Here is a 24,636-nt window from a genome sequence, read left to right as displayed (position 1 = left end):
TTTATCATATCTTTTGTGATTTTGTAACTGAAAGTATAAGGGTTAGAAAAAGTAATTTTCTGAAAAGTTAGATGGTGATAGTATAGTAAAGGGGTAAGTAGGAGAATGGCCTTAATGGGGTACATATAAAATCAGTGGGGGAATTAAATATGTATACAACATTTCTATTTGATTTAGATGGAACATTAACTGATCCGAAAGAAGGGATAATCAATGCTGTTCTATACGTGTTAGAAAAAATGGGGATTGAAGAAGTAAATATAAGTGAGTTAGATTCATTTATCGGCCCACCAATACAACAATCTTTTGCAGATAGATATAATATGAATGAAATAGAAGTAGAACGAGCGGTGTTTTACTTTCGGGAATATTTAAAGAAAAGTGGTTTATTAGAGAATAAAGTATACGATGGAATTGGAGCCCTATTGCAAGAATTAAAGGATGCTGGCAATCGTTTGTTTGTAGCAACATCAAAACCTACTGTATTTGCGAAACAAGTAATAGAGCACTTTCAGTTAACAACTTTTTTTGAAGAGATTGTTGGGAGTAATTTAGATGGGACAAGAATACAAAAGGAAGAAATAATTGCTCATATTTTACAAACAAATGAAGAACTTAAAAAAGAAGAAATGGTGATGATTGGTGATAGAAAGCATGACGTAATCGGTGCGAACAGTAACGGAATTGCTTCAATAGGTGTATTGTATGGATATGGTAGTGAGATTGAATTGAGTGATGCTGGGGCGATTCATATAGTGAAAGATGTCGAAGAATTACAAAGCGTTTGTATAGAGAATAGTATGATAAAACTATAGAAATAGAACCTAGAAATCCCTTTATAACATATGACGATGAAATCGTTTTTGTTTAAAGGGATTTTACATATGTAATCGAATACTATAATTAGACAATTTTAGCATGAAAAATTTGTAATAAAGTGAAACTTTAATCAGTGGAGGTTTTGTCCATCCTCTACAAATTATCAGCCCTCACCAATCGGGATTTTACGGGCAGTTGATTTCAAGCCTAGCTTCCGCGCATTTGCTGAATTTTAAGGCGGGAGTCTTACTGCCCGCAAATAGCGGGATAAAAAGAGGAGGAATGTCATGAAATAAAATGATTTGAAATCCCGGTAAAAGTTCGCTTTTAAAAGATTGAATTTTCAGTTTAAAAGGAGGGTTATAATTGGAGCTAGTTATTATTTTATTAGCACTTAGTTTACTCATGTTTGTAGCATATAAAGGATTTTCTGTAATATTATTCGCACCGATTTTTGCATTATTTGCGGTATTTTTGACAGAGCCTAGTTTTGTATTACCTTTCTTTTCAAATATTTTCATGGAGAAAATGGTAGGATTTATTAAATTATATTTCCCTGTGTTTTTACTTGGAGCAATATTTGGGAAAGTAGTAGAAATGTCAGGAATCGCTGATTCCATAGCAAAGACGATTGTAGAGTTAGTTGGAGAAAAACGTACAATTTTAGCGATTGTTTTAATGGGAGCTATTTTAACGTATAGCGGTGTTAGCGTATATGTAGTGGTGTTCGCTATATTTCCGTTTGCGGCTAAGTTGTTTCGACAAGCGGATATTCCGAAGCGTCTAATCCCTGGAACGATTGTTCTTGGAGCAGTAACGTTTACAATGGATGCGCTTCCTGGATCACCACAAATTCAAAACGTAATACCTACAACCTTTTTTAAAACGGACATTTATGCTGCACCGATACTTGGTATTTTAGGAGCAATTTTTGTTCTTACATTAGGTTTACTATATTTAGAGAGTAGACGTAAGAAGGCAAAAGAAGCAGGTGAAGGATATTTTGGTTTTAACGATGGAAATTCTGAAATGGCAGCATCTTTGCAATTAGAACAAAAAGATATGCCGATATTAAGCAGTATTGAAATTACAAGAGTACAGCAAGTAATTGCGTTTGTACCACTTATTTTAGTAGGTGTAATGAATAAAGTTTTCACAATCATGATACCAAAGTGGTATCCAGATGGTTTTGATTTCTCAGCTATTGGTATGAAAGCATTTGGAAAAGTTGAATTAAGTGCGGTAGTTGGGATTTGGTCTGTAGAATTGGCACTTATTATAGGGATTTTATCAACGCTTTTATTATATTGGAAACGAGTAGTAACTGGATTTCAAGCTGGATTGAATACAAGTATTGGTGGAGCGCTACTTGCAACAATGAATACAGGCGCGGAGTTTGGATTTGGTGGTGTTATTGCAGCACTTCCAGGCTTTGCAATTATGAGAGATAGCATCTCTGCAACTTTCACGAATCCATTAGTAAATGGGGCAGTAACGACGAATATTTTAGCTGGAATTACAGGTTCAGCATCAGGCGGAATGGGAATTGTGTTAAGTGCGATGGGGGATAAATTTATTGCAGCGGCCAATCAATATGATATTCCATTAGAAGTTATGCACCGCATTGTATCAATGGCATCAGGCGGAATGGATACATTACCACATAATGGTGCAATTATTACTATTCTAACGGTAACAGGATTAACACATAAACAGTCGTATAAAGATATATTCGCTATTACAATTTTGAAAACGATTGCTGTATTTGCAGTCATCGCATTCTATACTTTAACAGGGATCTATTAATACTAGTTAATATACGAAAAGAAAATATTTATTAGATTGATATTTTACATAATAAAATATTTATTGTAACTACTCAGTCACTCTATGAAAAATTGGCAGAAAAGTTTTTTAAGTTGGTCGAGAGGGGACTTGGCTATTTATAGGAGCGGTCAGGGTCTTTCCTGCCACGCGCAAAGTTTTAAAACAAAGAAAGGTAGTAAGGTGTAGGTCCATTTTTATCTTCATGGCAACAATCTATATACTGAAAAATGAAAACAACTTTCTATAGTTAATAAGGGGGCTTATTTTAATTGGAATAATAGACTTTATCAAACTTCTGAATGAAATGCATGGCTGAGTAGTTGCAAATATTTATTATAGATAGAAGGGGTGGAGTACTTGCAAGAAGTTGCTGAGTTTCGTATGCCGAAGTCTGTATTATATGGAAGAAATTCGTTTGAAAAACTAGGGGATCAATCAAGAAAGTTAGGGAAAAGGGCTTTTATTGTCAGTGATACAATTATGGAGAGTTTCGGTTATGTTGAAAGATGTGTGGATCACTTAAATGCGAAAGGGATTACTGTTATTACGTACAATGAAGTAAACACTGAGCCTACAAATTTACACGTATTGGAAGCGTTATCTATTTGTAAAGAAGGAAAATGCGATTTTATCATAGGTATTGGAGGAGGAAGCTGTATTGATGCTGCGAAAGCAGTAGCAGTGTTATATACAAATGGTGGAGAAATCGAGGATTACGTCCAAAAGGATATAGAAATAGAATACAATCCACTACCGCTAATCGCAATCCCGACGACTTCTGGTACTGGATCGGAAGTAACAAGTGTAGCAGTAATTACAAATAAAAAAACAGATGTGAAAATGATGATAAAACATCCAAGCTTTATCCCTCATATTGCTATAATAGACCCGATTTTTACAAGTTCGGTACCACCTCATATTACAGCAGCAACGGGAGTAGATGCATTATGCCATGCAATTGAAGCTTATATTTCTAAAGTTTCACAACCTCTTACAGATGTTCTTGCTCTTTCAGCTATTGAAAGCATTATGAAATATTTACGTATCGCATATGAAGATGGAGATAATATGGAAGCAAGGGAAGCAATGATGATTGCTTCATTACAAGCTGGGATTGCTTTTTCAAATGCATCTGTTACATTAGTGCATGGTATGTCCCGTCCAGTGGGAGCATTATTCCATGTACCACATGGAATATCGAATGCAATACTATTACCTACAGTTTTAGAGTTTACAAAAATGAGTGCAATAAAAAGGTTAGCAGAAGTAGGACGTAGTTTAAACAAAGATTTGTATTCTCATTCTGATGAAGAAGTAGCGAACTACACGATTGCAGAAATTAAGAAACTTTGTTTTGATCTTCGTATTCCTAATTTAAGAGAATACGGAATTGACGAAGTTGAATTTGAAAATGCTATTTCTAAAATGGCGAAAGATGCAATTGCAAGTGGTAGCCCAGGAAATAATCCACGAGTTCCTTCTTATGATGAAATCAAACAGTTGTATCGAGAGTGCTTTAATTATCAATATGAAGATTCTATAAAAACATCAGGGCTTTAATTTCAGAATATTATAATAAAATTTCCTTGGAAATAGTTAAAACAAGACTTTATATTTATAAATTTAAAGTCTTGTTTTATTGTGTATAATATACATAATAAAATATTGTTATTGGTTTTATAAAAATAGTTTAGGTAGGTGTTTTTACTATGAAAACGATAGGTCTTATAGGTGGTATGAGTTGGGAATCAACTTCTGAATACTATCGAATTTTAAATGAAGAAATAAAAAGTAGATTAGGTGGATTACATTCAGCAAAATGTCTGATTAATAGTGTGAATTTTGAAGAGATTGAACGATTCCAGTCTAGCGGAGATTGGGAGGGAGCAGGAGAAGTATTAGGGAATACGGCGTATTCATTGCAGAAAGGAGGAGCAGACTTTATAATCATTTGCACAAATACAATGCATAAAGTAGTTGAGAAAATAAAGGAGAATATTAACATTCCAGTATTACATATTGCGGATGCAACTGCAAAAGAAATAAATAGAAAAGGTATTCAATCGGTTGGTCTGCTTGGAACAAAATATACGATGGAGCAAGATTTCTATAAATCACGTATAGAAGAGAATGATATAAAAGTAATAGTACCATTAGGAAAAGATAGAGAAAAAATAAATGAAGTAATATACAAAGAATTATGTTTAGGAAAGATAACATCTCAATCTAGAGAGTATTATAAAAGAGTTATAGAAGAGTTAGTGCAAAAAGGGGCGCAAGGAATAATATTAGGGTGTACAGAAATAGGGTTATTAATAAAGCAGGAAGACATATCAGTTCCGATATTTGATACAACGCATATACATGCGATTGAAGCAGTCAATTTCGCTTTAGAAAATAGAATGTAATTATATTATGTAAACTTAACTCGTTTGTCTGGAAAACATTCAGAAAATATTTTATAATGTAAGTGGTTACATTCAAGGGGGAATGCGGATGTTTTCAGTTCAGCCAATCGCATTTGTACATAATGAAAGAAAGGAAATGAAAGATGATGAGTGGGGAGAAGTAAGATCTTATATTACTTTAACTGATATGTATACAGAGGAAAGTATACAAGGGATTGAAGATTTTTCTCATATTGAAGTTGTCTTTTATTTTCATAAAGTAACTGATGAACAAATTCAATATTTTGCTAGACATCCTAGAAATAATAATGATTATCCTAAAGTAGGCATTTTTGCACAGCGCGGGAAAAATCGTCCGAATCGCATAGGGGCTACAATTGTAAAGGTGGTCAAAAGAGAAGGTAAATCAATTATTGTTGAGGGGTTAGATGCTATTGATGGCACCCCTATATTGGATATAAAGCCGATAATGAAAGAGTTTATGCCGAAAGAAGAAATTCTACAGCCTAAATGGGTAACGGATATTATGAAACAATATTGGAAGGGGAATAAAACAAAATGAGAATATATGAGGCAACAATTGCAGATTTAGATGGACTAGCATCTGTTTTTAATAACTATCGCGTATTTTATCGACAAGATTCCGATATTGAAGGAGCAAAAGTATTTTTACGAAATCGAATCGAGAGAAAAGAATCCATTATTTTCGTGGCAGTTGAAGATGGAGAATATATCGGATTCACGCAACTATATCCATCATTTTCTTCTATTTCGATGAAAGAGTTATGGATTTTAAATGATCTGTTTGTACAAAAGGCGAAGCGCGGAGCCGGAACAGGTAAAAAATTGTTAGAAGCTGCTAAAGAATTTGCCTTAGAAAATGGCGCAAAAGGTGTGAAATTACAAACAGAGATTGATAATTTATCAGCTCAGCGATTATACGCTGAAAATGGATACTTGAGAGATAATCGTTATTTCCATTATGAATTAACTTTTTGAAATATATATAGTTAAATGAGACGTTTTCAATGTGAAGACGTCTCATTTAATTTTTTTATTGATGATTTAAAATCCAATTTGTAGCATCTTCAAAGTTTTCTGCGATGTAGTTTGGTTCAATATGTGCCCATTTATCTCGGAATGTATGTAAAGCATCATATCCAGCTCCAGTTTGAACTAATATAGTCGTTGCATTTACTTTTGCCCCAGCAACAATATCCGTCCAGCGATCACCGATTACAGCGCATTTTGTTAAATCAAGCCCATGTTTTTCCGCTGCTTGCAGGAGCATACCTGTGCTCGGTTTGCGGCATTCACATCCGCCACCATGTTTATGAGGACATAGATAAATATCATCAAAACCAAACCTTTTTAATTCTTGCACAAAATCATTCACAGTTGCTTTTCCATCCGCGATACCTGGTTGATTCGTAAAAGAGAATAGTTTAATATTTTGAGCTTTTAACTTTTGTAAAGATTCCTTTGTAAAAGGAAATAACGTGAAAGAACCTGGATAATGTATTGTAGTATCACCGCCAATTGTTCCGTCACGATCAATGAATATTGCTTCAATGTTTGTCATAGTTATAGTCCTTTCAATTTAAATTAAAATCCACAAACATTAAGTATTCTCTTGAAATATGCTTTTTCCTGCTACTGAAATAAATATGTCGGAAAATGGTATAATAATATATTAAGAGGAATATTTTACTATTTTATTTGGTTGTAATGTAAATGGAAAGAAGGTAAGTATTATGTTAGAGGTGAATATCCGCTCAGCCGGATATGAAATTGGTGAAAAGACAGTTCATGATATTGCATTTGCAATTGAAAAAGGAGAGTTAGTGGCTCTTATTGGTGCAAATGGCGCAGGAAAGAGTACGACAATTAAATCGATACTCGGTTTGCTTGTCAATATGGATGGTGAAATCTCGTTTGGTGAAAAGAAAAATCCATATGCATATGTACCGGAGCATCCCACTTATTATGATTATTTAACTTTATGGGAGCATATTGAATTGTTAATGGCTGCCCGTGGAAATGAAGAGGGAAATTGGGAGGACAAAGCAAGGGAATTATTACATACGTTTCGAATGGAAAAACATATACACGAATACATATCAAAATTTTCAAAAGGTATGAAACAAAAATCGATGCTAATATTAGCATTTTTAACAGAGCCAGATTTTTATATTATTGATGAGCCTTTTATCGGTTTAGATCCAGTAGCCACGAAAGACTTTTTGAATTATTTATATAAAGAAAAAGAGCGAGGAGCAGGTATATTACTTTGTACGCACGTGCTGGATACAGCTGAAAGAATTTGTGAAAGATTTTTACTCATTTCGCAAGGTACATTAGTAGCAGATGGGCATTTAGAGGCGATCCAATCGTTAGCAGAAATGCCAGGAAGTACACTGTTAGATTGTTTCGATGTAATTGTAAGGCGGGAACAAAATGATTAAACAACAGTTTAATAAAAGGTTACGTCATGAATTGCAAAGAAAATGGAAAGCGATTCGTTCTGTAACAGATTGGACAGTAGCATTATATATTATTATTCCAGCACTTATATTTGCGGGGATCTATTATCGTTCACTATGGATGAAAGAATTATCGATGGAAGAGACCATTTATTTTGGGTTAGGTTTACTTGCGTTTTATTTTGTCACATTTTCAAGAGGAGTTCGCTCATTTTTTGAACAAGCAGATAGTTTATTTTTAATTTCGTACCCAAATCATATGCGAAAATTAATGAAGCTTGGCATTATATATACGTTAATTCGGATTGCAATAACGAACGCAATTGTAGTATTCATTATGCTGCCTATATTGATGAAAAGTATGGGAGCGACAATTATACAAATCGTACTGTTCTGGATGTTCTTTACTGTTTTTCGATTTATGCTATCGTTGTTGACGAGATTCATAAATGTACATGTGGGGAAACGATGGGTTTTATTGATTATAAAAGATGTTATATTTTCTTTAAGTTTAGTCTATTTTGGAATCAGTGTATTTTTTATTTTTAAAAATCCATTGTATTTCATATTATTTACCGGCCTAGTAGCTGTACTTACTGTAGTCTTAGTAAAAGAAAAGATGAATTATAAAAAGTTCTTTTTTAAAGAAGTTGAGAAAGAAAAAGAAGAAAGTATGCGCTGGACTGTAGGGATTATGCAAGTTGGTGGTCATGCAGCTAAGCCAAGTAGTTCGAATAAAAAACCGTGGATGTTCCCTCGGTCTAAAAAGATATTAGGAAAAAATTCTGATTCGCGTATTGTAGAAGCTTTTTTAAAAGAATTTTTGCGTACAAGTAGTGCTTTAATGTTTTATGTTCAAATTGTATGTATAAGTACTGTAGGTATTATCGTGACTCCGCAGTGGATAACAGCTATTATTCTTGTATTTGCTATAGTTGCTATTTCTCGCTATGCGCGTGATTATTGGAATGAATTTACGAAGAAAATGTTTCTACATTTATATTGTGATGAAGGAGAATTACTATTATTAAGGTGGAAGGCGGATCGTTATTTGCTCCTTCCAGTCGTATTCATATACGGGACGGTCATCCTTTCTCAGTTTTATTTATTACCAGCAGTAATTATTGGAGTTATTTTTATAGTATTCATTGGTTGGATTGTATTTTTACCATAGAAAAAGAGCCGGAAATGGCTCTTTTTCTAGTCTGTAACACACTGATAAATAAAATATACTAAAAGAAGTATGCTTGCGGCGGAGTACACGACATCTAAAGTCATCTGATTGCCCCCTCATTGTTGTTGTATTTATAGTGTATGAAATCTTACAATTTCATATTCAAGTGAAAAATATGTGAACGTTAACAAAATTGTAAAGTGCAAAAATTACAATCATTTTGTATAATAGAAGAAACAACCGTTATATAAAATATAATGAGTGAAAGGGGAGGGAACATAAATGCCAAATTGGTTTAGAAAAACCTTAGTCGCATTAATTACCGTATTTACGTTTGGTTTAGTGACGCCTCCTTCCATATTACTTGATAATGCCAAAGCTGCGGACAAGCCTACGAGCACAGCTGGGCAACAAAATTTGGAGAGTACGTCCTATACATATGAAGAAACAAATGATAGGTTAACCACCGATACTTTTGTTAACTATGCGATGCAAGAAGCAGAGAAGCAATCTATGCAAAAATTCGGCTCTAAAATTGGGCCTGTAATTGAAGATGAATTTAAAGATGTTGTATTACCTAAAATTGAAGAGGCAATTGCGGAACTTGCAAATGATGTGCCAGAAGAATCGTTACAATCATTAGCGATTTCTCAAAAACCAGCTGGTGGAAATAATGAAAAGATTTTTCATGTTTATGACACGAAATCAGGAAATGACTTACTGCGATTTCATGTGAGGAGAGATCATCCACCGCAAGATGGATATTATTTTAATTTCCACTATCATCGTTTTGATGATGGATATTCAGGACACCATGAGTTAGGAAATATTTATTGGAATACGAATGTACCGCCGAAATGGTTGTCTTAAAAAGAACGAGAGAAAATCTTGTTCTTTTTTTATGTGTATGAAAGGGTAAGACATTTATGTTGTTGAATAACATAGGTTTAGGAAAAAAGAAAAGGGAGTATGGGGATGCAAAAATATATCGTTTTTGACTTTGATGGTACATTAGTAGATTCACAAAATATATTTGTACCAATTTATAATCAACTTGCTGAAAAGCATGGATATAAGACAGTTAGTGAGGAAGAAATTGAGCCTTTACGAAAATTGACTATTTCTGAAAGATGTAAAAAACTCGATGTACCACTTTATAAACTTCCTATATTGGCGTTAGAGTTTTATAAATTATATCAACCTGCCATAAAAGATCTCGTTTTATTCCATGGGATGAAGGATGTATTAGATGAATTACATAAAAAAGGCTACGGGATTGCGGTTATATCTTCGAACTCAGAAGAGCATATTAGGGCATTTTTACATAGTAATGGCATAGAAAATATTCAAGAAGTGTATTGTTCTAAAAATTTATTCGGTAAAGATAAAATGATTAAAAGATTTTTAAAGTCGAAAAAGCTAACAGAACAAGATATGTTGTATGTCGGTGATGAACAACGTGATATTGTAGCTTGTAAAAAAGCTGGTGTGAATGTCATTTGGGTTTCTTGGGGGTATGATGTAATTGAGACAGTAAAAGGAGACGCGCCAGATTATATGGTTAATACGCCAGGGGAAATTGTGCAAGTAGTACAGGCGGCACATTCTTAATATAAATAAACTTCGAGCAGTTATTTATCATATTGAATTTTGGGTAGCAGAGTTTCTTACTGGCAATAAGGTGAAGGTTATACGTGGTCCAATTGAAATGAATCATTATTCGGATGTTACTATACAATAGACTTTTATGACCCGAAGGGCTTTATTGTAGAGGTTGCGTATACAGCGAATACAGAAATGTAAGGAGAATAGACATGAAGATAATTACAACGTGGAAAAACAATATACAAATAGTAAAAGATGCTGCAAATATTGAAGAAATCTCTAAAGGTTTCTCTCCTGATAAAAAATATATTATTACGACTACTGATGATGAAAAATATTTATTACGGACAGGTGATATAAAAGAGTATGATAGGAAAAAAATAGAGTTTCAAATTTTAAATGAAATGGTAAAACGTAACGTGCAGGCTCAAAGACCAATTGAACTCGGTATATTGGAGGAAGAAGATTTATGTTATAGTATTTTTTCATATTTAGAAGGAGAAGATGCTAAGAAGCTATTGCCTACATATACGCCAAGAGAACAATATGATATTGGTATAGCAGCAGGAAAAGACTTAGCAAAAATGCATACACATGAAGCTCCTAAGGATACACTTCCATGGTATGAAAGAGCAATGAAAAAACATCGAAAATATGTAGAGGCATATAAAACATGCGGAATACAAATTAAAAATGATGATAAAATCATAAAGTTTATAGATGAAAATGAAAAATATTTAAAGAACCGCCCAAATCGATTTCAACACGATGATTTTCATTTAGAAAATATAATTGTACGTGATGCGAAATATGTAGGTGTTGTTGATTTTAATGGTTATGACTGGGGCGATCCACTTCATGATTTCGTAAAAATTGCATTATTTGCAAGAGACATTAGTATCCCGTATTCAATCGGACAAATAGAAGGATACTTTAATGGGAGAATACCAGAGGAGTTTTGGAAATTATATGCGGTTTACGTTGGCATGACGGTTTTTTCTTCAGTTGTCTGGAGTTTACGAGCAGCACCGCATATGTTAGATGATATGTTAGAACGTCTTACTATAGTTTTAGAGGATCATAAAAACTTTGAATTATCAAAGCCAATCTGGTTTGATAGTGAAATGATGAATAAAAAATAAGGATAGCAGGTGGGAAATCTCACACCTGCTATTTGTAAATAACTCATGAGACGGTCTCTTTACATACTATGTATGTAGTTTTTTTATAAAGGAATGAAAACCTTGACGTCTACTTTATAATATAAAAAGGGGGTGGACTATTGAAAATCAGGCAAGGTAAATATGAAGAAATAAAAGTACGCGATAGAATTCCAGGAATGGTTGAATATATAGAGGACACGATGTTACCTACTGGTTTTCACTATTATATTCCTCCTCACTGGCATAGAAGTATTGAAATTAGCCTAGTCGTATATGGAGAGGTTTTCTTGTATGTGAATGGGCAAAAAAAGAAAGTATCCGCTGGCGAATTTATTTTTGTGAATAGTGGCGATGTTCATGAATTCGAAAAAGTTAAAAATACAAGTTGTGCAGTAATGATGTTAATTATTTCTTATGAATTTCTTAAAGAGGTAAATGGAGATTTTGATAAATATAGATTTAATATAAAAGAATCAGTTGTTCAGAAAACTAACCTCCAGCAAATATTTTATGAATTAAAGGAGTTAGTCACAAATTCTGATGATTTAAGTTACATAAAAATTAATAGTTTAATTTATGAAATTGTTTATATTCTATTGCGATATTGCAAAGAAGGAGAGAGTATAGACAATAATTATCAACTTGGAAATAAACAGAAAGAAATGATTACGTATATTTATAAACATTATGATGAAGAACTTAAACTGAAAGATGTAGCTAAACATTTTTTTGTAAGTGAAGAACATTTTTCCCGTATGTTCAAAAAATCGTTCGGATCAAATTTCACCACTTTTTTAACGAGATACAGGCTCTATAAAGCGTATGAAGATATTATTAGTAGTACAAATTCTATACAAGATATAGCAGTAAAACACGGATTTCCAAATGTAAAATCATTTATTTCACAGTTTAAAGAAAAATACGGATATACACCATTACAGTATAGGAAAAATATCATATCAAAAAATGACAATAATCGAATCAAATATGAACAACAATAAAAAAACGTTTCATGTTACATTTTGTACATGGAACGTTTTTTTATTTAGTAAACGGGAAGTTATATAATCCTGAATAATGAAAGCGTTTGAATTTAGAGGGGAGAAATATTAGATGACTAGAAAATATGACTTAGACTTATTAGAAAAAATGCAAGAAAAACAAGAAACCATCAATGTACAGGGGGCGAAAGTTTTAGTAAAAAACATACCAGATTGTGATGAAAAAGGAGCGATGGATCCACGTCTTTACAAGGACACGAAGGTTCAAATGAATGTAATGAGGTTTATGCCTAAAAATATGATGAAAATGGACGCTTCTGAAAAATCAGTAAGGAATATGCGAAAACAATTTAATGGAATTAAGAGTGTTCCAATTGTCACTAAAGACGTTAATATTACGCATAAAGCAGTGAAAGCGGAAGATGGATATGATATTCCGATAAGAATTTATAACAGTGTTTCTAAACAAGAGAATGCGCCAGTTTTATACTTTATTCATGGTGGTGGATTTATGGCAGGATCACCAGATGTAGTAGAAGAACTTGTGAAATTGATAGTAGAAAAAACAGATATACTAGCCGTTTCTGTGGATTATCGATTAGCTCCGGAAAATCCTTTTCCAACTGGGCATACAGATTGCTACACTACTTTAAAGTGGATTTATGAAAATGCTGATACATTAGGCGGGGATAAGAATAATATCTTTGTGGCAGGTGATAGTGCAGGAGGGAACTTAACACAGTATTGTACAACTAAAGATATGGAAGATGGTAGGAAGTACGTGAAGGGACAGTTGCTTCTGTATCCTACACTTAATATGTGTGACTATGAAGATGAATTTTATTCTTGGAGTATAGATAAATATGAAATTGCTCCTAAGTATAAAAAAGGATTAGAAAAAATGCTTAATATAATGCATTCAATGGTTGGAGGTATGTCAGAAGTACTTGGTACGAAAGAAATTCATTCTAAGTATTTAAGTCCATATGTTGATGTATCCCCGGACTATCCAAGTACATTTATTACGGTAGGAGAGCATGATTTTTTAATGATAGAATGTTTAGCGTATGCAGCCAAATTGACTAAAAAAGGAGTGGATACTGAAACAGTCCTTTATCGTGGTTTAGGGCACGCTTATGGAGATAATGTAGGTGTCTATCCTCAAAGTGAAGATTTAGCAATTGAGATGGGGAATTTTATATTAAAGCATAGTGGAAAGTAGGAGAAATGATGGGAAACAGAAAAGTGATATTAATTTCCAGCTTCGCTATTTTACTATGTATCTTTGCATTTACAGACTTACAAATATCCAATAGTTTATATGAACCAACTAATAAGATACTAGTACCAATGAGTCGTATTGTGGTAGGAGCCCATTTTGCTTCAGATGTTACAGTTGGAGTCGCTATTTCAGTTACTGTTTTTATGTGTTTGAAAAAATTTATATGGAAAGATAAGAAAAATAAACGCACAAATAATAATGATGTTCTTCCACATTCATTGAATCGGTAATAAGAAAGTCTTTTCCTTTGAGGGAATATAATAATTAATGCATGGCTTGTTCATTAAGCTGTTTTGTTGAACTACTCACCACTTAACATTCTCACGGACTGTTTGAAGTGGGAGTTTCCTAAGTACAGAAACCTAACGGTTTCTAATTCATTAGGCTATCCCCGTAGTTCCTACGGTTAAGAGACGAATTGCTTCATTTCTAAGATTGAGTGCTGCATTTCGATCTCTATCGTGATGTGCGCCACAAGAAGGGCAATCCCACTCACGAATGGTTAGATTTTTAACGTCTTTGTTTTTGTATTCACAATTGGAGCATAATTGACTAGAAGCAAATGTTTTAGATACTATAACAACTTGTTTGCCATACCATTTTGCTTTATATTCCAACATAGTCCGAAATTGTGACCAAGATACTTCACTAATCGCTTTTGCAAGCTTTCTATTTTTGAGCATGTTACTGACTTGTAAGTCTTCCATACCGATAACATCGTGGTTTTTGATGATTTCAGTAGAAAGTTTATGTAAGTAATCAGCTCTTGCATTTGCAATATGTTCATGGATTCGTGCAACGTTCACACGTTGTTTATTCCAGTTCGAAGAACCTTTTGTTCTTCTAGAAAGGATACGTTGTGCTTTCGCTAACGTCTCTTCTAATGTACGGAAGAATTTAGGGTTCTTGTATGTTGTGCCATCAGAAAGAATGGCAAAATCTTTTAATCCAACATCAATTCCACAAGTGGAATCAGTTTTAGGCATTTCTTGTACGCTTGTTTGAACAAAGATAGATACAAAGTATTTACCACTTGGGTTACGACGAATCGTTGCATGCAAGATACGCCCTTCTACTTCACGACTTTTAGCAAAGCGAACAAGGCCAAGTTTCGGTAATTTTATTGTGTTGCCTACAATTCCAATATTTCCGTTTGTTTGCTTAGTTGTGTAGGATTGAACTGTATTCTTTTTAGACTTGAATCGAGGCATATCATTCTGTTTCTTGAAAAAACGTGAAAAAGCATCTGCGAGGTTTTTTAATGTGGATTGAAGAGCGATACTATCTACTTCTTTTAACCAAATCGTATCCTGTTGCTTCTTTATACGTATCATTCCAAAGAGCAAGGAAATAGTTAAATACAAAGCGACTGCAACCGATTGTTTTAGCAATTAATATTTCTTGTTTCTTATTCGGGTAGATACGAAATTTATATGCTTTATTTACTAACATAGGTTGCACCTCACTTTTTCATCGTATATCTACAGTATACAAAAAAACGTAGGCTTACGCCTACTGACATTCATCTCCCACCTAAAATTGGTGTTTCACACCTTCACATTTTTGAGGAAGGAGTCTTCTGTCAGAAAACGATAAATAATTTAGCATTTGGGTTATCCTCATTTCATTTATTAAATTCAATAATAGGATTGGTTGCAAGGTGAATTTCTAATTCCGAAATAATAGAGGGAAGAGTAATCTTCCCTCTATTTAATTTGTTATTTAATTTTCGTAAATGTAAGAGGCTGAGTACTTAAAGTTGCAGGTACGTGTAATTGAAGAGTCGGGAATTCACCATTTACATTCATATCATAAGCGAATAAAAGCCCCATTTTCATTTGGAACAAACTAATTGATGCTGAGAAGATGTCGTAATGATGATGTTTAAGCTGAAATTCCATATCCATAAATTGTACATGTAGGAAATCATCTTGTTTGTATACTTTCAGTGTTCCATAAGCGGGATGCTCAAAAGTTCCAGTGTAGTCATCTAATGCATGAGAAGAGGTAGTCCCTTTTATTGGTTCGGGAAGTGATGTAGTTGCCTCTTTCATCATTTCTTTCATTTTTTCACTATCTTCTACAGCACGTTCATGCCAGTCGATATATTCTAGTCCGAGAAGTTCATCGTAAATATGCTTTGTAATATAAGTAGGAAGTAAAGTTTGTCCAGAATTTGTTAGTACGATAATACCGATATTTTCGTTTGGCATAAATGACGCAAGTGCAGAAAACCCATCAATATTACCGCCGTGATGAATCATTTTATAACCGCGGTAAGCACTAATAAACCAACCGAGTCCATAGCTATTTAATGGTGATTCACTCGTTGATAACATTGGCTGATCCGGGATTGGAGTGTGTGGTGTATACATGTCTTGGAGTAGTTCAGTAGAAATCAAATCATGATTTTCTATTTTTCCTTCGTTTAAATGAAGCAAAACCCATTTTACCATATCTTCAATGGTAGAATTAATACATCCAGCCGCTCCAACTGTATCGATATTTCGGAATGGAATTTCTTTTATTTCACCGTCATTTTCAATATAAGGTAAAGCATAATCATCTGTATTTTGTGAATCTGTAACAGAGAAGTTTGTATGCCTCATATTTAAAGGTTCTAAAATATGTTCTGCAACGTATTGCTCCCACGTTTGATTCGTAATGTTTTCTACAATATAACTAATTGTCGCATACATTAAGTTGTTATAAAGAAATGCTGTGCGGAACGGCGCATCAAGTGATAAATGTTTTATTTTTTCAACAAGATCTTTTCGAGTTAAGGAAGAACTGTACCAAAGAGCATCGTGACGACTTACCCCAGTACGATGAGAAGCTAAATCTCGTCCTGTAACTTGCGAGTTAGCGAGCATATCGGATAGAGAGAAGTTAGGTACGTAAGTTTGGACAGGAGTATCCCAATTAAACTTTTTTTGCTGTGCTAATAAGCTTAATGAAAGCGTACCGAATGCTTTCGTCGCAGAACCGATTGCGAATCGTGTCTGCGGAGTAACAGCCTCTTTTTTCTCTATGTTACGATAGCCGAAACCTTCTGAAATAATTACCTCACCATCTTTTATAACAGCTACAGCCGCTCCAGGCACGTGTAAATCCTTCATCATCTTCTCAACCTTATGTTGTAACGTACTTAAAACAGGAGTTTTGATTTTAGACATGCTTCCAACCTCCAAATATAATTTTTATGTTCCGCACTATACTTTCTGTAATAGAAAAGTGAAAACCTTTTTTAATATTGAAAGTTAATAATTTTGTAAGAAATATTGAAAGAATTTTTATTAATTTGGATTATTAAATTCGATGTTTTTCATGTTATGATAAATCTCATATACGATTGAAAGAAGGTTTTTCTACATATGAAACATGCTGAATATGAATACTTAAATTTATGCCGTCATGTAATGGAGCACGGTACGAAGAAAGAAGATCGTACAGGGACAGGTACTGTATCTGTATTTGGATATCAAATGCGTTTCGATTTAAGTAAAGGATTTCCTCTATTAACGACAAAGAGAGTGCCATTTCGCCTAGTAGCAAGTGAGCTGCTTTGGTTTATGAAAGGTGATACAAATATTCGCTATTTATTGCAACATAATAATAATATTTGGAATGAATGGGCGTTTAAGAGCTGGGTAGAAAGCGATGAGTATACTGGCCCTGATATGACAGATTTCGGTCTTCGCTCACAACAAGATGAGGAATTTAAGAAGCAATACGATGAGCAAATGGAATTGTTTAAAAAGAACGTTTTAGAAGACGATGAATTCTCAACGAAATTTGGATATTTAGGAGACGTATACGGAAAGCAATGGCGTGCTTGGAAAACGACAGCTGGTGAGACACTTGATCAATTAAAAGATGTAATTGAAATGATTAAGAAAACACCAGATTCACGCCGGCTAATTGTTTCTGCTTGGAATCCTGAAGATGTACCAAGTATGGCTTTACCGCCTTGTCATACGCTATTCCAGTTTTATGTAGCAGATGGAAAGCTTTCTTGTCAGTTATATCAGAGAAGCGGTGACATATTCCTTGGCATTCCATTTAACATTGCAAGCTATTCACTTTTAACACATTTAATTGCACATGAATGTGGTCTTGAAGTAGGAGAGTTTGTTCATACAATTGGTGATGCACATATTTATACGAATCATTTTGAACAAGTCGAAAAGCAGTTGGCACGTGAACCACGCCCGTTCCCTAAACTTACATTAAATCCAGATGTGAAATCTGTGTTTGATTTTGAGATGGAAGATTTAACGATTGAAGGATATGATCCACACCCAGCGATTAAAGCACCGGTTGCAGTGTAATTGTAGAGGAGATGACAAGATGATTGTTTCATTTATGGTCGCAATGGACGAGAATAGAGTAATTGGTAAAGATAATAACTTACCTTGGCGTTTACCGAGTGAATTACAGTATGTAAAGAAAACGACGATGGGTCACCCACTTATTATGGGGAGAAAGAACTATGAAGCAATTGGTAGACCATTGCCTGGAAGACGTAATATTATTGTAACTCGTAATGAAGGGTATCATGTAGAAGGCTGCGAAGTAGCTCATACTGTAGAAGAAGTGTTTGAACTATGTAAAAATGAAGAAGAGATTTTTATTTTTGGCGGAGCGCAAATTTATGATCTCTTTTTACCTTATGTAGACAAGTTATATATAACAAAAATCCACCACGCATTTGAAGGGGACACATTCTTCCCAGAAATGGATATGACAAATTGGAAAGAGATTTTTGTAGAAAAAGGTTTAACGGATGAAAAAAATCCGTATACGTATTATTACCATGTATACGAGAAACAACAATAATAATAAAAATTGATGTGAGTATTCGCATCAATTTTTTTATTTGTATTTATAAATGTAAGTTTATAGATGATATTCAATAGTGCTATAATGAAAGGTAGCATGTGAAAAATGCTAAAATTTTCAAAAGTATTCATATAGAAAGAGGAGGAGAATTGGTTGAGAAAAATATGGGGGATTCTTTTTCTTTGCTTTGCATTAATGCTAGTCGGATGCGGTAAAGAAGAAAAACCACAAGAAGCGTTTGATACATATGCAAAAGCATGGAATAAGAAAAAATTTGCTGATATGTATGATCAATTATCAGAAAATGCAAAAAAGAATATTTCTAAAAAAGATTTCACAGAGAAATATGAAAAAATTTATGCAGGTATAGAAGTGAAAAACTTAAAAGTAGAGACTGGCGAAGTAAAAGAGGATAAGAAAGAGAACGGCCCTGTTCCTTTTAAAGTAAGTATGGATACAGTTGGTGGTAATATCTCTTTTGGCCATGAAGCAAAAATGGTGAAAGAAAAAGATGGAGATAAAGAATCTTGGAAAATAGATTGGACTCCTGATTTTATTTTCCCTGGCATGACAAAAGATAGTAAAGTGCGTATGCAAACGACGCAACCAAAACGTGGTGAAGTTTACGATCGTAATGGAAAAGGTCTTGCGACGAATGGGAAAGCTTCTGAGATCGGAATCGTTCCAGAAAAATTAGACGCTACTGCTCCGCAAACGAAAGAAACAGTAGCGAAGTTGTTAAATATGTCTGTAGAAGAAATCGATCAAAAACTAGCTGCTAAATGGGTAAAACCAGGGTATCTCGTACCAATTGGAATTTTACCTGATGGGGCAACGCAAAATACGTACATCGATTTACCAGGTGTTTCAACAAAACCAGTAAATGTTCGTACATATCCGTTAGGAGAAGCGGCAGCGCATTTAACTGGTTATATCGGAAAAGTAAATGCTGAAGATTTAAAGACGCTTCAAAAGAAAGGCTATCAAGCAGATGATCCAGTTGGTAAAGCTGGATTAGAGCAAGTATTGGAAGAACAGCTACGCGGGAAAAAAGGTGGCCGTGTCTTCATGGAAGATGCACAAGGAAAAGAAATTAAAAATTTAGCGAAAACAGATGCTGTTGATGGAGAAAATGTAACTTTAACTATCGATAGTGTTGTTCAAGAAAAAACGTATAATGAAATGAAGGGAGAAGCTGGTTCAAGTGCGGCAATTAATCCGAAAAGTGGAGAAACAATTGCTCTTGTAAGTAGTCCAGCTTATAATCCTAATTTAATTGCACGAGGAACATCAAAAGCACAACGCGAGGCTTGGAATAATGACCCGAAAAAACCGATGACGAATCGATTTACCCAATTATCGGTACCAGGTTCTGTATTTAAGCCAATTACAGGTGCAATTGGTCTTGAAACAAAAACAATCGATCCAAAAGAAGAATTGAAAATTGAAGGACTGAAATGGACGAAAGATTCTTCTTGGGGCAATTATTACGTAACACGTGTAAAAGATGCAAATCCGATTGATTTTGATAAGGCAATGAAATACTCGGATAATATTTATTTCGCACAAGAAGCTTTGAAAATTGGAAAAGATAAATTTATGGCTGAGGCGAAAAAATTCGGATTTGATGAGAAATTACCAATTGAATACGGATTCCCAGCTTCTAAAATCGCAAATGATGGCATAAAAAATGATATTCAAATGGCAGATACAGGATATGGACAAGGACAAGTCTTAATGACTCCTCTTCATTTAGCTTTAACGTATGCACCGATTGTAAATGATGGAAAGATTCCATCGCCATATCTTATTAAAACAGATAAACAACCAAAAGCTTGGAAAGAGAACGTGATTTCTAAAGAAAATCAAGATATATTGAAAACGGCTTTAACGAAAGTAATTAACGATCCAGATGGTACGGGGAAAATTGCGAAAATTGATGGTATGACCCTTGCTGGTAAAACAGGAACAGCAGAATTAAAAGTATCAAAAGAGGCAGAAGGAAAAGAACTAGGTTGGTTCGCTGCGTTTGATTTAAATTCACCTGATATGGTTATTACAATGATGATTGAAGATGTAAAAGGTAGAGGTGGAAGTAATATTCCAGCTGAAAAAGTGAAACATGTTTTTCAAAAGTAGTAATTGAAGAAGACTATCTCCATGAAATATGGAGATAGTTTTTTATTTGATTAAAACCTTAATATTTATATACAAAAACTAACTGAAATAATATAACTTATTAACTTACGAAAAAAAAGTAGCTATTTTTATTGACATCCATTAAAACTTTTTGTATTATACTTACATAAGGTAAGTTATTTACTATAAAATAATAAATCTCGAATTGAAGATAAATTAGAAAAAAGGAGATAATACAATGACAAAAGTACTATTTATTACAGCAAATCCAAATTCAGCAGAAGGTTCTTTCGGTATGGCAGTAGGGGAAGCTTTCATCGAAGCATATAAAAACGAAAATCCACAAGACGAAGTTGTAACAATTGATTTATTCAATACAACTGTACCAGCAATCGATGCAGACGTATTCGCTGCTTGGGGTAAATTTGCAGCAGGCGAAGGATTCGAAGCTTTAAGTGAAAATCAGCAACAAAAAGTTGCAGCAATGAACAATAACTTAGAAACATTTATGCATGCAGATCGTTATGTATTCGTGACTCCAATGTGGAACTTCAGCTACCCAGCAGTAGTGAAAGCATACTTAGATAACTTATCAATCGCAGGTAAAACATTTAAATATACTGAAAATGGTCCAGTTGGCTTACTAGAAGGAAAAAAAGCACTTCATATTCAAGCTACAGGCGGCGTTTACTCTGAAGGAGCATACGCATCTATGGACTTCGGTCGCAATCATTTAAATGCAGTATTAGGATTCATGGGTGTATCAGACACTGAATATATTGCAGTTGAAGGAATGAATGCAACTCCTGAAAAAGCACAAGACATTAAAGAAGCAGCAATTGCAAGTGCACGCGAATTAGCAAAACGTTTCTAATATAGAAAACTTCAAAATGTCCAAACACTTGTTGTTTGGACATTTTTTCTTCTTTTTCCTTCGTTTGTCTAGTATAATGAAGGTCGGAATGATAATAGGTGGGGGTTCTGTATGATTCAAACGTTTTTTAAAATCTTTTATTTAATTTTAATCGTAATTGCGATTACACCAAGGTTGTGGCGTATAAAAAGAAAAGCAAATGCGATGTCACCGCAAGAAAAAGATAGTGTTGTGTATAAAACAACAAACTGGTTTGGTAAGAAAATGGTGCGTGTAACTGGATCGACTGTAGAAGTAAAGGGACTTGAAAATGTTCCGAAAGACAAGCCAGTGCTAGTTGTAAGTAATCATCAAAGTAATATGGATATTCCTGTGTTACTAGGTTACTTAAATAAGCCAATTGGATTCGTTTCAAAAGCGGAAATTAAAAAGTTTCCGGTTGTGCCAACATGGATGGAACTAATGAATTGTGTGTTTATGGACCGCAGTGATCGTCGTCAATCTCTTAAGGCAATTAAAGATGGAATTGAACTGTTAAAGAGCGGGCATTCTATCGTGATTTTTCCAGAGGGAACGAGAAGTAAGGGTGGCGAAATCGGTGAGTTTAAAGCAGGGAGTTTTCACCTTGCTGTAAAATCTGGCGTATCTATATTACCAGTAACTTTAGATGGTACATATAAGATGTTTGAGGCTAATGGAAATCGTATGAAACCAGCTCATGCAACATTAACAATTTCTAAGCCAATTACACCTGAAGAATATGCAAGTATGGATGCTAAAGAGTTAACCCAGCATACAAAAAATATTATTGCATCTCAATTACATAAGTAATAAAAAAAGTTTCAGCTTAAACAAGCTGAAACTTTTTTTATGCTGCGGGTAAGACATAAAACAGTACGCAGAAAAACATCATTGTACTACCGCCTAGTACGAAGAGATGCCAAATGGCATGATTGAACGGAAGCTTTTCCCAAAGGAAGAATATAGCTCCGACAGAATACAAAATGCCGCCTATTAATAGTAGTGAGAAGCCGTGACCGGTTAAATTTTCATAAAGGGGTTTAATGGCAACGATGATGAGCCAACCCATAATGATATAACATAATGTTGATGTTTTAATAAAGCGACGAACAAAGAAGATTTTGAAAATAATGCCACCAATCGCAAGGGTCCAAATAATTGCGAGTAAAGTCCAACCGAGCGGGCCACGCAGTGTAATGAGTAGAAATGGTGTATACGTGCCGGCAATTAATAAATATATGGCGGAGTGATCTAAAATGGTAAATAACTTTTCTACTTTTGGATGATGGATGCTATGTAGCAGTGTAGAAAATAAGTATAGTAAGAACATGCTTACGCCATAAACGGTAAAGCCAACAACAGCAGATGCTGTGCCATGTTTGGAAGCATGAATAATTAATATGATTAAGGCAGGGATGCTTAAAATGGCACCGATACCATGGGTAATTGCATTCGCAATTTCTTCTTTTACAAATTGGGTCATTCTTTTAATTTTTTGCGTCATAATGTTAATCCCTTTCACTGTATTGAGATAAGTTATATTTTCCTTAACCATATCATATACAAAAGGAATAGAAAATGATATTTAATTGATTGTATTTTTGAATTTTTTTGACAAAAGACAACGGATACATTGACGTTTACGAAATTTTTTGACAAAATGAACTTATGGAATAGTAGGACAAGGAATCTACTTATGAAGGGGATGGGGAAATGTTTTCAAATATCGGCTTTCCGGGGTTAATTTTAATTTTAGTAGCAGTGTTAATTTTATTTGGCCCAAAAAAGTTACCGGAAATTGGGAAAGCTTTAGGGGAAACGTTAAAAGAATTTAAAAAATCAACAAAAGAATTGACTGATGAGGCATTTCAAGAGAAAGAAAAAAATAAATAAAAGAATAGGCTGAAGTTTTTCTCGGAATGGATAAATAAAGTGTGGTGAACGAGATGGAAGATCGGGAAATGAGCGTAGTAGAACATATTGTTGAGCTTCGCAAACGAGTAATATATACAGTATTATCCTTTGTATTATTTTTAATTATTGGATTTACTTTTACGAAGGATATTTATTTTTGGCTTGTAAAAGATTTACCAATGAAATTAACTGTTCTCGGTCCAAGTGATGTGTTGTGGATTTTTTTCTCGATTGCTACAGTATTTGCTATCGTTTGTACAATTCCTTTTGCTGCGATACAAATTTGGTTATTTGTAAAACCAGGTTTACATCCCAATGAACAAAAAATGACATTAATGTATATACCGGTATTGTCTATATTATTTATAGCAGGCCTATCTTTCGGTTATTTTATCGTCATGCCATTTTTATTTCATTTCCTAACTACAATTGGTAATGAGATGTTTAATACGATGTTTACAACGGAAAAATATTTTCATTTCGTATTAAATTTAACAGTTCCGTTTGCTGTTATATTTGAATTACCTGTAGTTGTTATGTTTTTAACGAGTATAGGTCTTCTAACGGCGGAATTTCTTCAGAAAATAAGAAGATATGCTTATGTCGTGTTAATTATAATTGCATCATGTATATCGCCGCCAGATTTTTTATCACATAGTTTAGTAGCGGTACCGCTTATTTGTATTTATGAAATCAGTATCGCTTTATCAAAGATAGTTAGTAAACGAAAACAGAAAAGAGAAGAAGAAATACAGTCGAAAAGTGCCTCGTTATAAAGGCACTTTTTAATTTATTTGTTATACTCTAGCTATAATTGTATACAATATATAGAAGGAAAAAATTATAGAATCTCCAAAATTTAGACAAACTTTTCATTTTTATAAGTTTATACTGAAGTTATCAAGCTATATATGGGTAATAAGACTCCCGTCTCAAAGGATATATAGGACAGGGTTCGAATTAGGTGGATATAAATGAAGTATTAACTTCTAAATGGGGCAGCTTAAGGATATTTTAGTATTCATAGGAAACCTACACTAAAAAACGTGTTAAAGAATAAAGTGGAGGAAGTTCAAAAATCCAA

At 33.9% G+C, this 24,636-nt stretch carries 24 protein-coding genes and 2 pseudogenes; 22 read left to right on the top strand and 4 right to left on the bottom strand.

The window, feature by feature from the left end; all coding sequences use genetic code 11:
- Positions 1-149: 149 nt before the first annotated feature.
- The 6 genes from MR066_RS13170 (at position 150) to MR066_RS13145 (ending at position 6,053) form a co-directional block, all read left to right on the top strand.
- Positions 150-815, top strand: coding sequence for an HAD family hydrolase (locus MR066_RS13170; RefSeq protein ID WP_088039304.1), 666 nt, complete (start codon positions 150-152; stop codon positions 813-815).
- A 370-nt stretch (positions 816-1,185) separates the two neighbouring features.
- Positions 1,186-2,625 carry a GntP family permease gene (locus MR066_RS13165; RefSeq protein WP_242247433.1) on the top strand — a complete coding sequence of 480 codons (1,440 nt, stop codon included), beginning with the start codon at positions 1,186-1,188 and terminating at the stop codon, positions 2,623-2,625.
- A gap of 378 nt (positions 2,626-3,003) precedes the next feature.
- Positions 3,004-4,206: an iron-containing alcohol dehydrogenase gene (locus tag MR066_RS13160; RefSeq protein WP_201038368.1), complete on the top strand. Its 1,203-nt coding sequence runs from the start codon at positions 3,004-3,006 to the stop codon at positions 4,204-4,206.
- A 149-nt stretch (positions 4,207-4,355) separates the two neighbouring features.
- Positions 4,356-5,054, top strand: coding sequence for an aspartate/glutamate racemase family protein (locus MR066_RS13155; RefSeq protein ID WP_242247432.1), 699 nt, complete (start codon positions 4,356-4,358; stop codon positions 5,052-5,054).
- A gap of 88 nt (positions 5,055-5,142) precedes the next feature.
- On the top strand, positions 5,143-5,616 hold the full coding sequence (locus MR066_RS13150; RefSeq protein ID WP_242247431.1) for an SAM-dependent methyltransferase: 474 nt from the start codon (positions 5,143-5,145) through the stop codon (positions 5,614-5,616).
- A complete protein-coding gene (locus MR066_RS13145; protein WP_002085894.1) occupies positions 5,613-6,053 on the top strand; it encodes a GNAT family N-acetyltransferase in 441 nt (146 codons plus the stop codon). Before MR066_RS13150 ends, MR066_RS13145 begins: the two co-directional genes overlap by 4 nt.
- A 55-nt stretch (positions 6,054-6,108) precedes the next feature.
- Here the strand turns inward: MR066_RS13145 and MR066_RS13140 are convergent, their stop codons facing one another.
- A complete protein-coding gene (locus MR066_RS13140; protein WP_012260856.1) occupies positions 6,109-6,636 on the bottom strand; it encodes an HAD-IIIA family hydrolase in 528 nt (175 codons plus the stop codon).
- Positions 6,637-6,808: 172 nt separating this feature from the next.
- Between MR066_RS13140 and MR066_RS13135 the strand changes: the two genes are divergently transcribed.
- From MR066_RS13135 to MR066_RS13100, 9 genes and pseudogenes are all read left to right on the top strand, one after another.
- Entirely contained in the window at positions 6,809-7,519 is a 711-nt protein-coding gene (locus tag MR066_RS13135; RefSeq protein WP_063219623.1) for an ABC transporter ATP-binding protein, read from the top strand.
- Complete coding sequence (locus MR066_RS13130; RefSeq protein WP_242247430.1) at positions 7,512-8,711, top strand: ABC transporter permease; 1,200 nt, start codon at positions 7,512-7,514, stop codon at positions 8,709-8,711. Before MR066_RS13135 ends, MR066_RS13130 begins: the two co-directional genes overlap by 8 nt.
- 282 nt (positions 8,712-8,993) lie before the next feature.
- A complete protein-coding gene (locus tag MR066_RS13125; RefSeq protein WP_002012605.1) occupies positions 8,994-9,581 on the top strand; it encodes a YpjP family protein in 588 nt (195 codons plus the stop codon).
- A 105-nt stretch (positions 9,582-9,686) separates the two neighbouring features.
- Positions 9,687-10,322 carry an HAD family hydrolase gene (locus tag MR066_RS13120; protein ID WP_242247429.1) on the top strand — a complete coding sequence of 212 codons (636 nt, stop codon included), beginning with the start codon at positions 9,687-9,689 and terminating at the stop codon, positions 10,320-10,322.
- A 43-nt stretch (positions 10,323-10,365) separates the two neighbouring features.
- A pseudogene (locus MR066_RS27480) lies at positions 10,366-10,514 on the top strand (VOC family protein); the annotation flags it as partial.
- 11 nt (positions 10,515-10,525) lie between these two features.
- Entirely contained in the window at positions 10,526-11,458 is a 933-nt protein-coding gene (locus MR066_RS13115; RefSeq protein ID WP_242247428.1) for an aminoglycoside phosphotransferase family protein, read from the top strand.
- A gap of 140 nt (positions 11,459-11,598) precedes the next feature.
- Entirely contained in the window at positions 11,599-12,480 is an 882-nt protein-coding gene (locus MR066_RS13110; protein ID WP_242247427.1) for an AraC family transcriptional regulator, read from the top strand.
- A 112-nt stretch (positions 12,481-12,592) separates the two neighbouring features.
- A complete protein-coding gene (locus MR066_RS13105; RefSeq protein WP_242247426.1) occupies positions 12,593-13,702 on the top strand; it encodes an alpha/beta hydrolase in 1,110 nt (369 codons plus the stop codon).
- An 8-nt stretch (positions 13,703-13,710) separates the two neighbouring features.
- The gene (locus tag MR066_RS13100) at positions 13,711-13,992 is read left to right on the top strand and encodes a phosphatase PAP2 family protein (protein ID WP_002085886.1); all 282 of its coding nucleotides are present in this window, start codon (positions 13,711-13,713) and stop codon (positions 13,990-13,992) included.
- Between the two features lie 150 nt (positions 13,993-14,142).
- Here MR066_RS13100 and tnpB read toward each other — a convergent pair.
- Both tnpB and MR066_RS13090 read right to left on the bottom strand, forming a co-directional pair.
- Positions 14,143-15,214: pseudogene (tnpB, locus tag MR066_RS13095) on the bottom strand (IS200/IS605 family element RNA-guided endonuclease TnpB).
- Between the two features lie 266 nt (positions 15,215-15,480).
- Positions 15,481-16,938: a serine hydrolase gene (locus MR066_RS13090; RefSeq protein ID WP_242247425.1), complete on the bottom strand. Its 1,458-nt coding sequence runs from the start codon at positions 16,936-16,938 to the stop codon at positions 15,481-15,483.
- A 198-nt stretch (positions 16,939-17,136) separates the two neighbouring features.
- On the opposite strand from MR066_RS13090, the gene MR066_RS13085 reads away from it, so the two are divergent.
- From MR066_RS13085 to MR066_RS13065, 5 genes are all read left to right on the top strand, one after another.
- Positions 17,137-18,093 (top strand): thymidylate synthase, encoded by a 957-nt coding sequence (locus tag MR066_RS13085; protein ID WP_061673895.1) that lies wholly within the window; start codon positions 17,137-17,139, stop codon positions 18,091-18,093.
- A 19-nt stretch (positions 18,094-18,112) separates the two neighbouring features.
- A complete protein-coding gene (locus tag MR066_RS13080; RefSeq protein ID WP_000637202.1) occupies positions 18,113-18,601 on the top strand; it encodes a dihydrofolate reductase in 489 nt (162 codons plus the stop codon).
- Between the two features lie 156 nt (positions 18,602-18,757).
- A complete protein-coding gene (gene pbpC, locus MR066_RS13075) occupies positions 18,758-20,743 on the top strand; it encodes a penicillin-binding protein 3 (protein WP_219302162.1) in 1,986 nt (661 codons plus the stop codon).
- Positions 20,744-20,981: 238 nt separating this feature from the next.
- The gene (locus MR066_RS13070; protein WP_242247424.1) at positions 20,982-21,617 is read left to right on the top strand and encodes an FMN-dependent NADH-azoreductase; all 636 of its coding nucleotides are present in this window, start codon (positions 20,982-20,984) and stop codon (positions 21,615-21,617) included.
- Between the two features lie 111 nt (positions 21,618-21,728).
- The gene (locus MR066_RS13065; protein WP_242247423.1) at positions 21,729-22,448 is read left to right on the top strand and encodes a lysophospholipid acyltransferase family protein; all 720 of its coding nucleotides are present in this window, start codon (positions 21,729-21,731) and stop codon (positions 22,446-22,448) included.
- A 37-nt stretch (positions 22,449-22,485) separates the two neighbouring features.
- Here the strand turns inward: MR066_RS13065 and trhA are convergent, their stop codons facing one another.
- Positions 22,486-23,142 (bottom strand): PAQR family membrane homeostasis protein TrhA, encoded by a 657-nt coding sequence (gene trhA / locus MR066_RS13060; protein ID WP_002085872.1) that lies wholly within the window; start codon positions 23,140-23,142, stop codon positions 22,486-22,488.
- 209 nt (positions 23,143-23,351) lie between these two features.
- Between trhA and MR066_RS13055 the strand changes: the two genes are divergently transcribed.
- Together MR066_RS13055 and tatC are read left to right on the top strand one after the other, a co-directional pair.
- Entirely contained in the window at positions 23,352-23,531 is a 180-nt protein-coding gene (locus MR066_RS13055) for a twin-arginine translocase TatA/TatE family subunit (protein WP_002012719.1), read from the top strand.
- A 53-nt stretch (positions 23,532-23,584) separates the two neighbouring features.
- Positions 23,585-24,328 (top strand): twin-arginine translocase subunit TatC, encoded by a 744-nt coding sequence (gene tatC / locus MR066_RS13050; protein WP_012260868.1) that lies wholly within the window; start codon positions 23,585-23,587, stop codon positions 24,326-24,328.
- The last annotated feature ends 308 nt before the right edge of the window (positions 24,329-24,636 follow it).

The sequence above is a fragment of the Bacillus cereus group sp. BfR-BA-01523 genome, assembly GCF_022662615.1.
Lineage (GTDB): Bacteria > Bacillota > Bacilli > Bacillales > Bacillaceae_G > Bacillus_A > Bacillus_A mycoides.
This window is presented reverse-complemented; position numbering and strand designations above follow the sequence as displayed.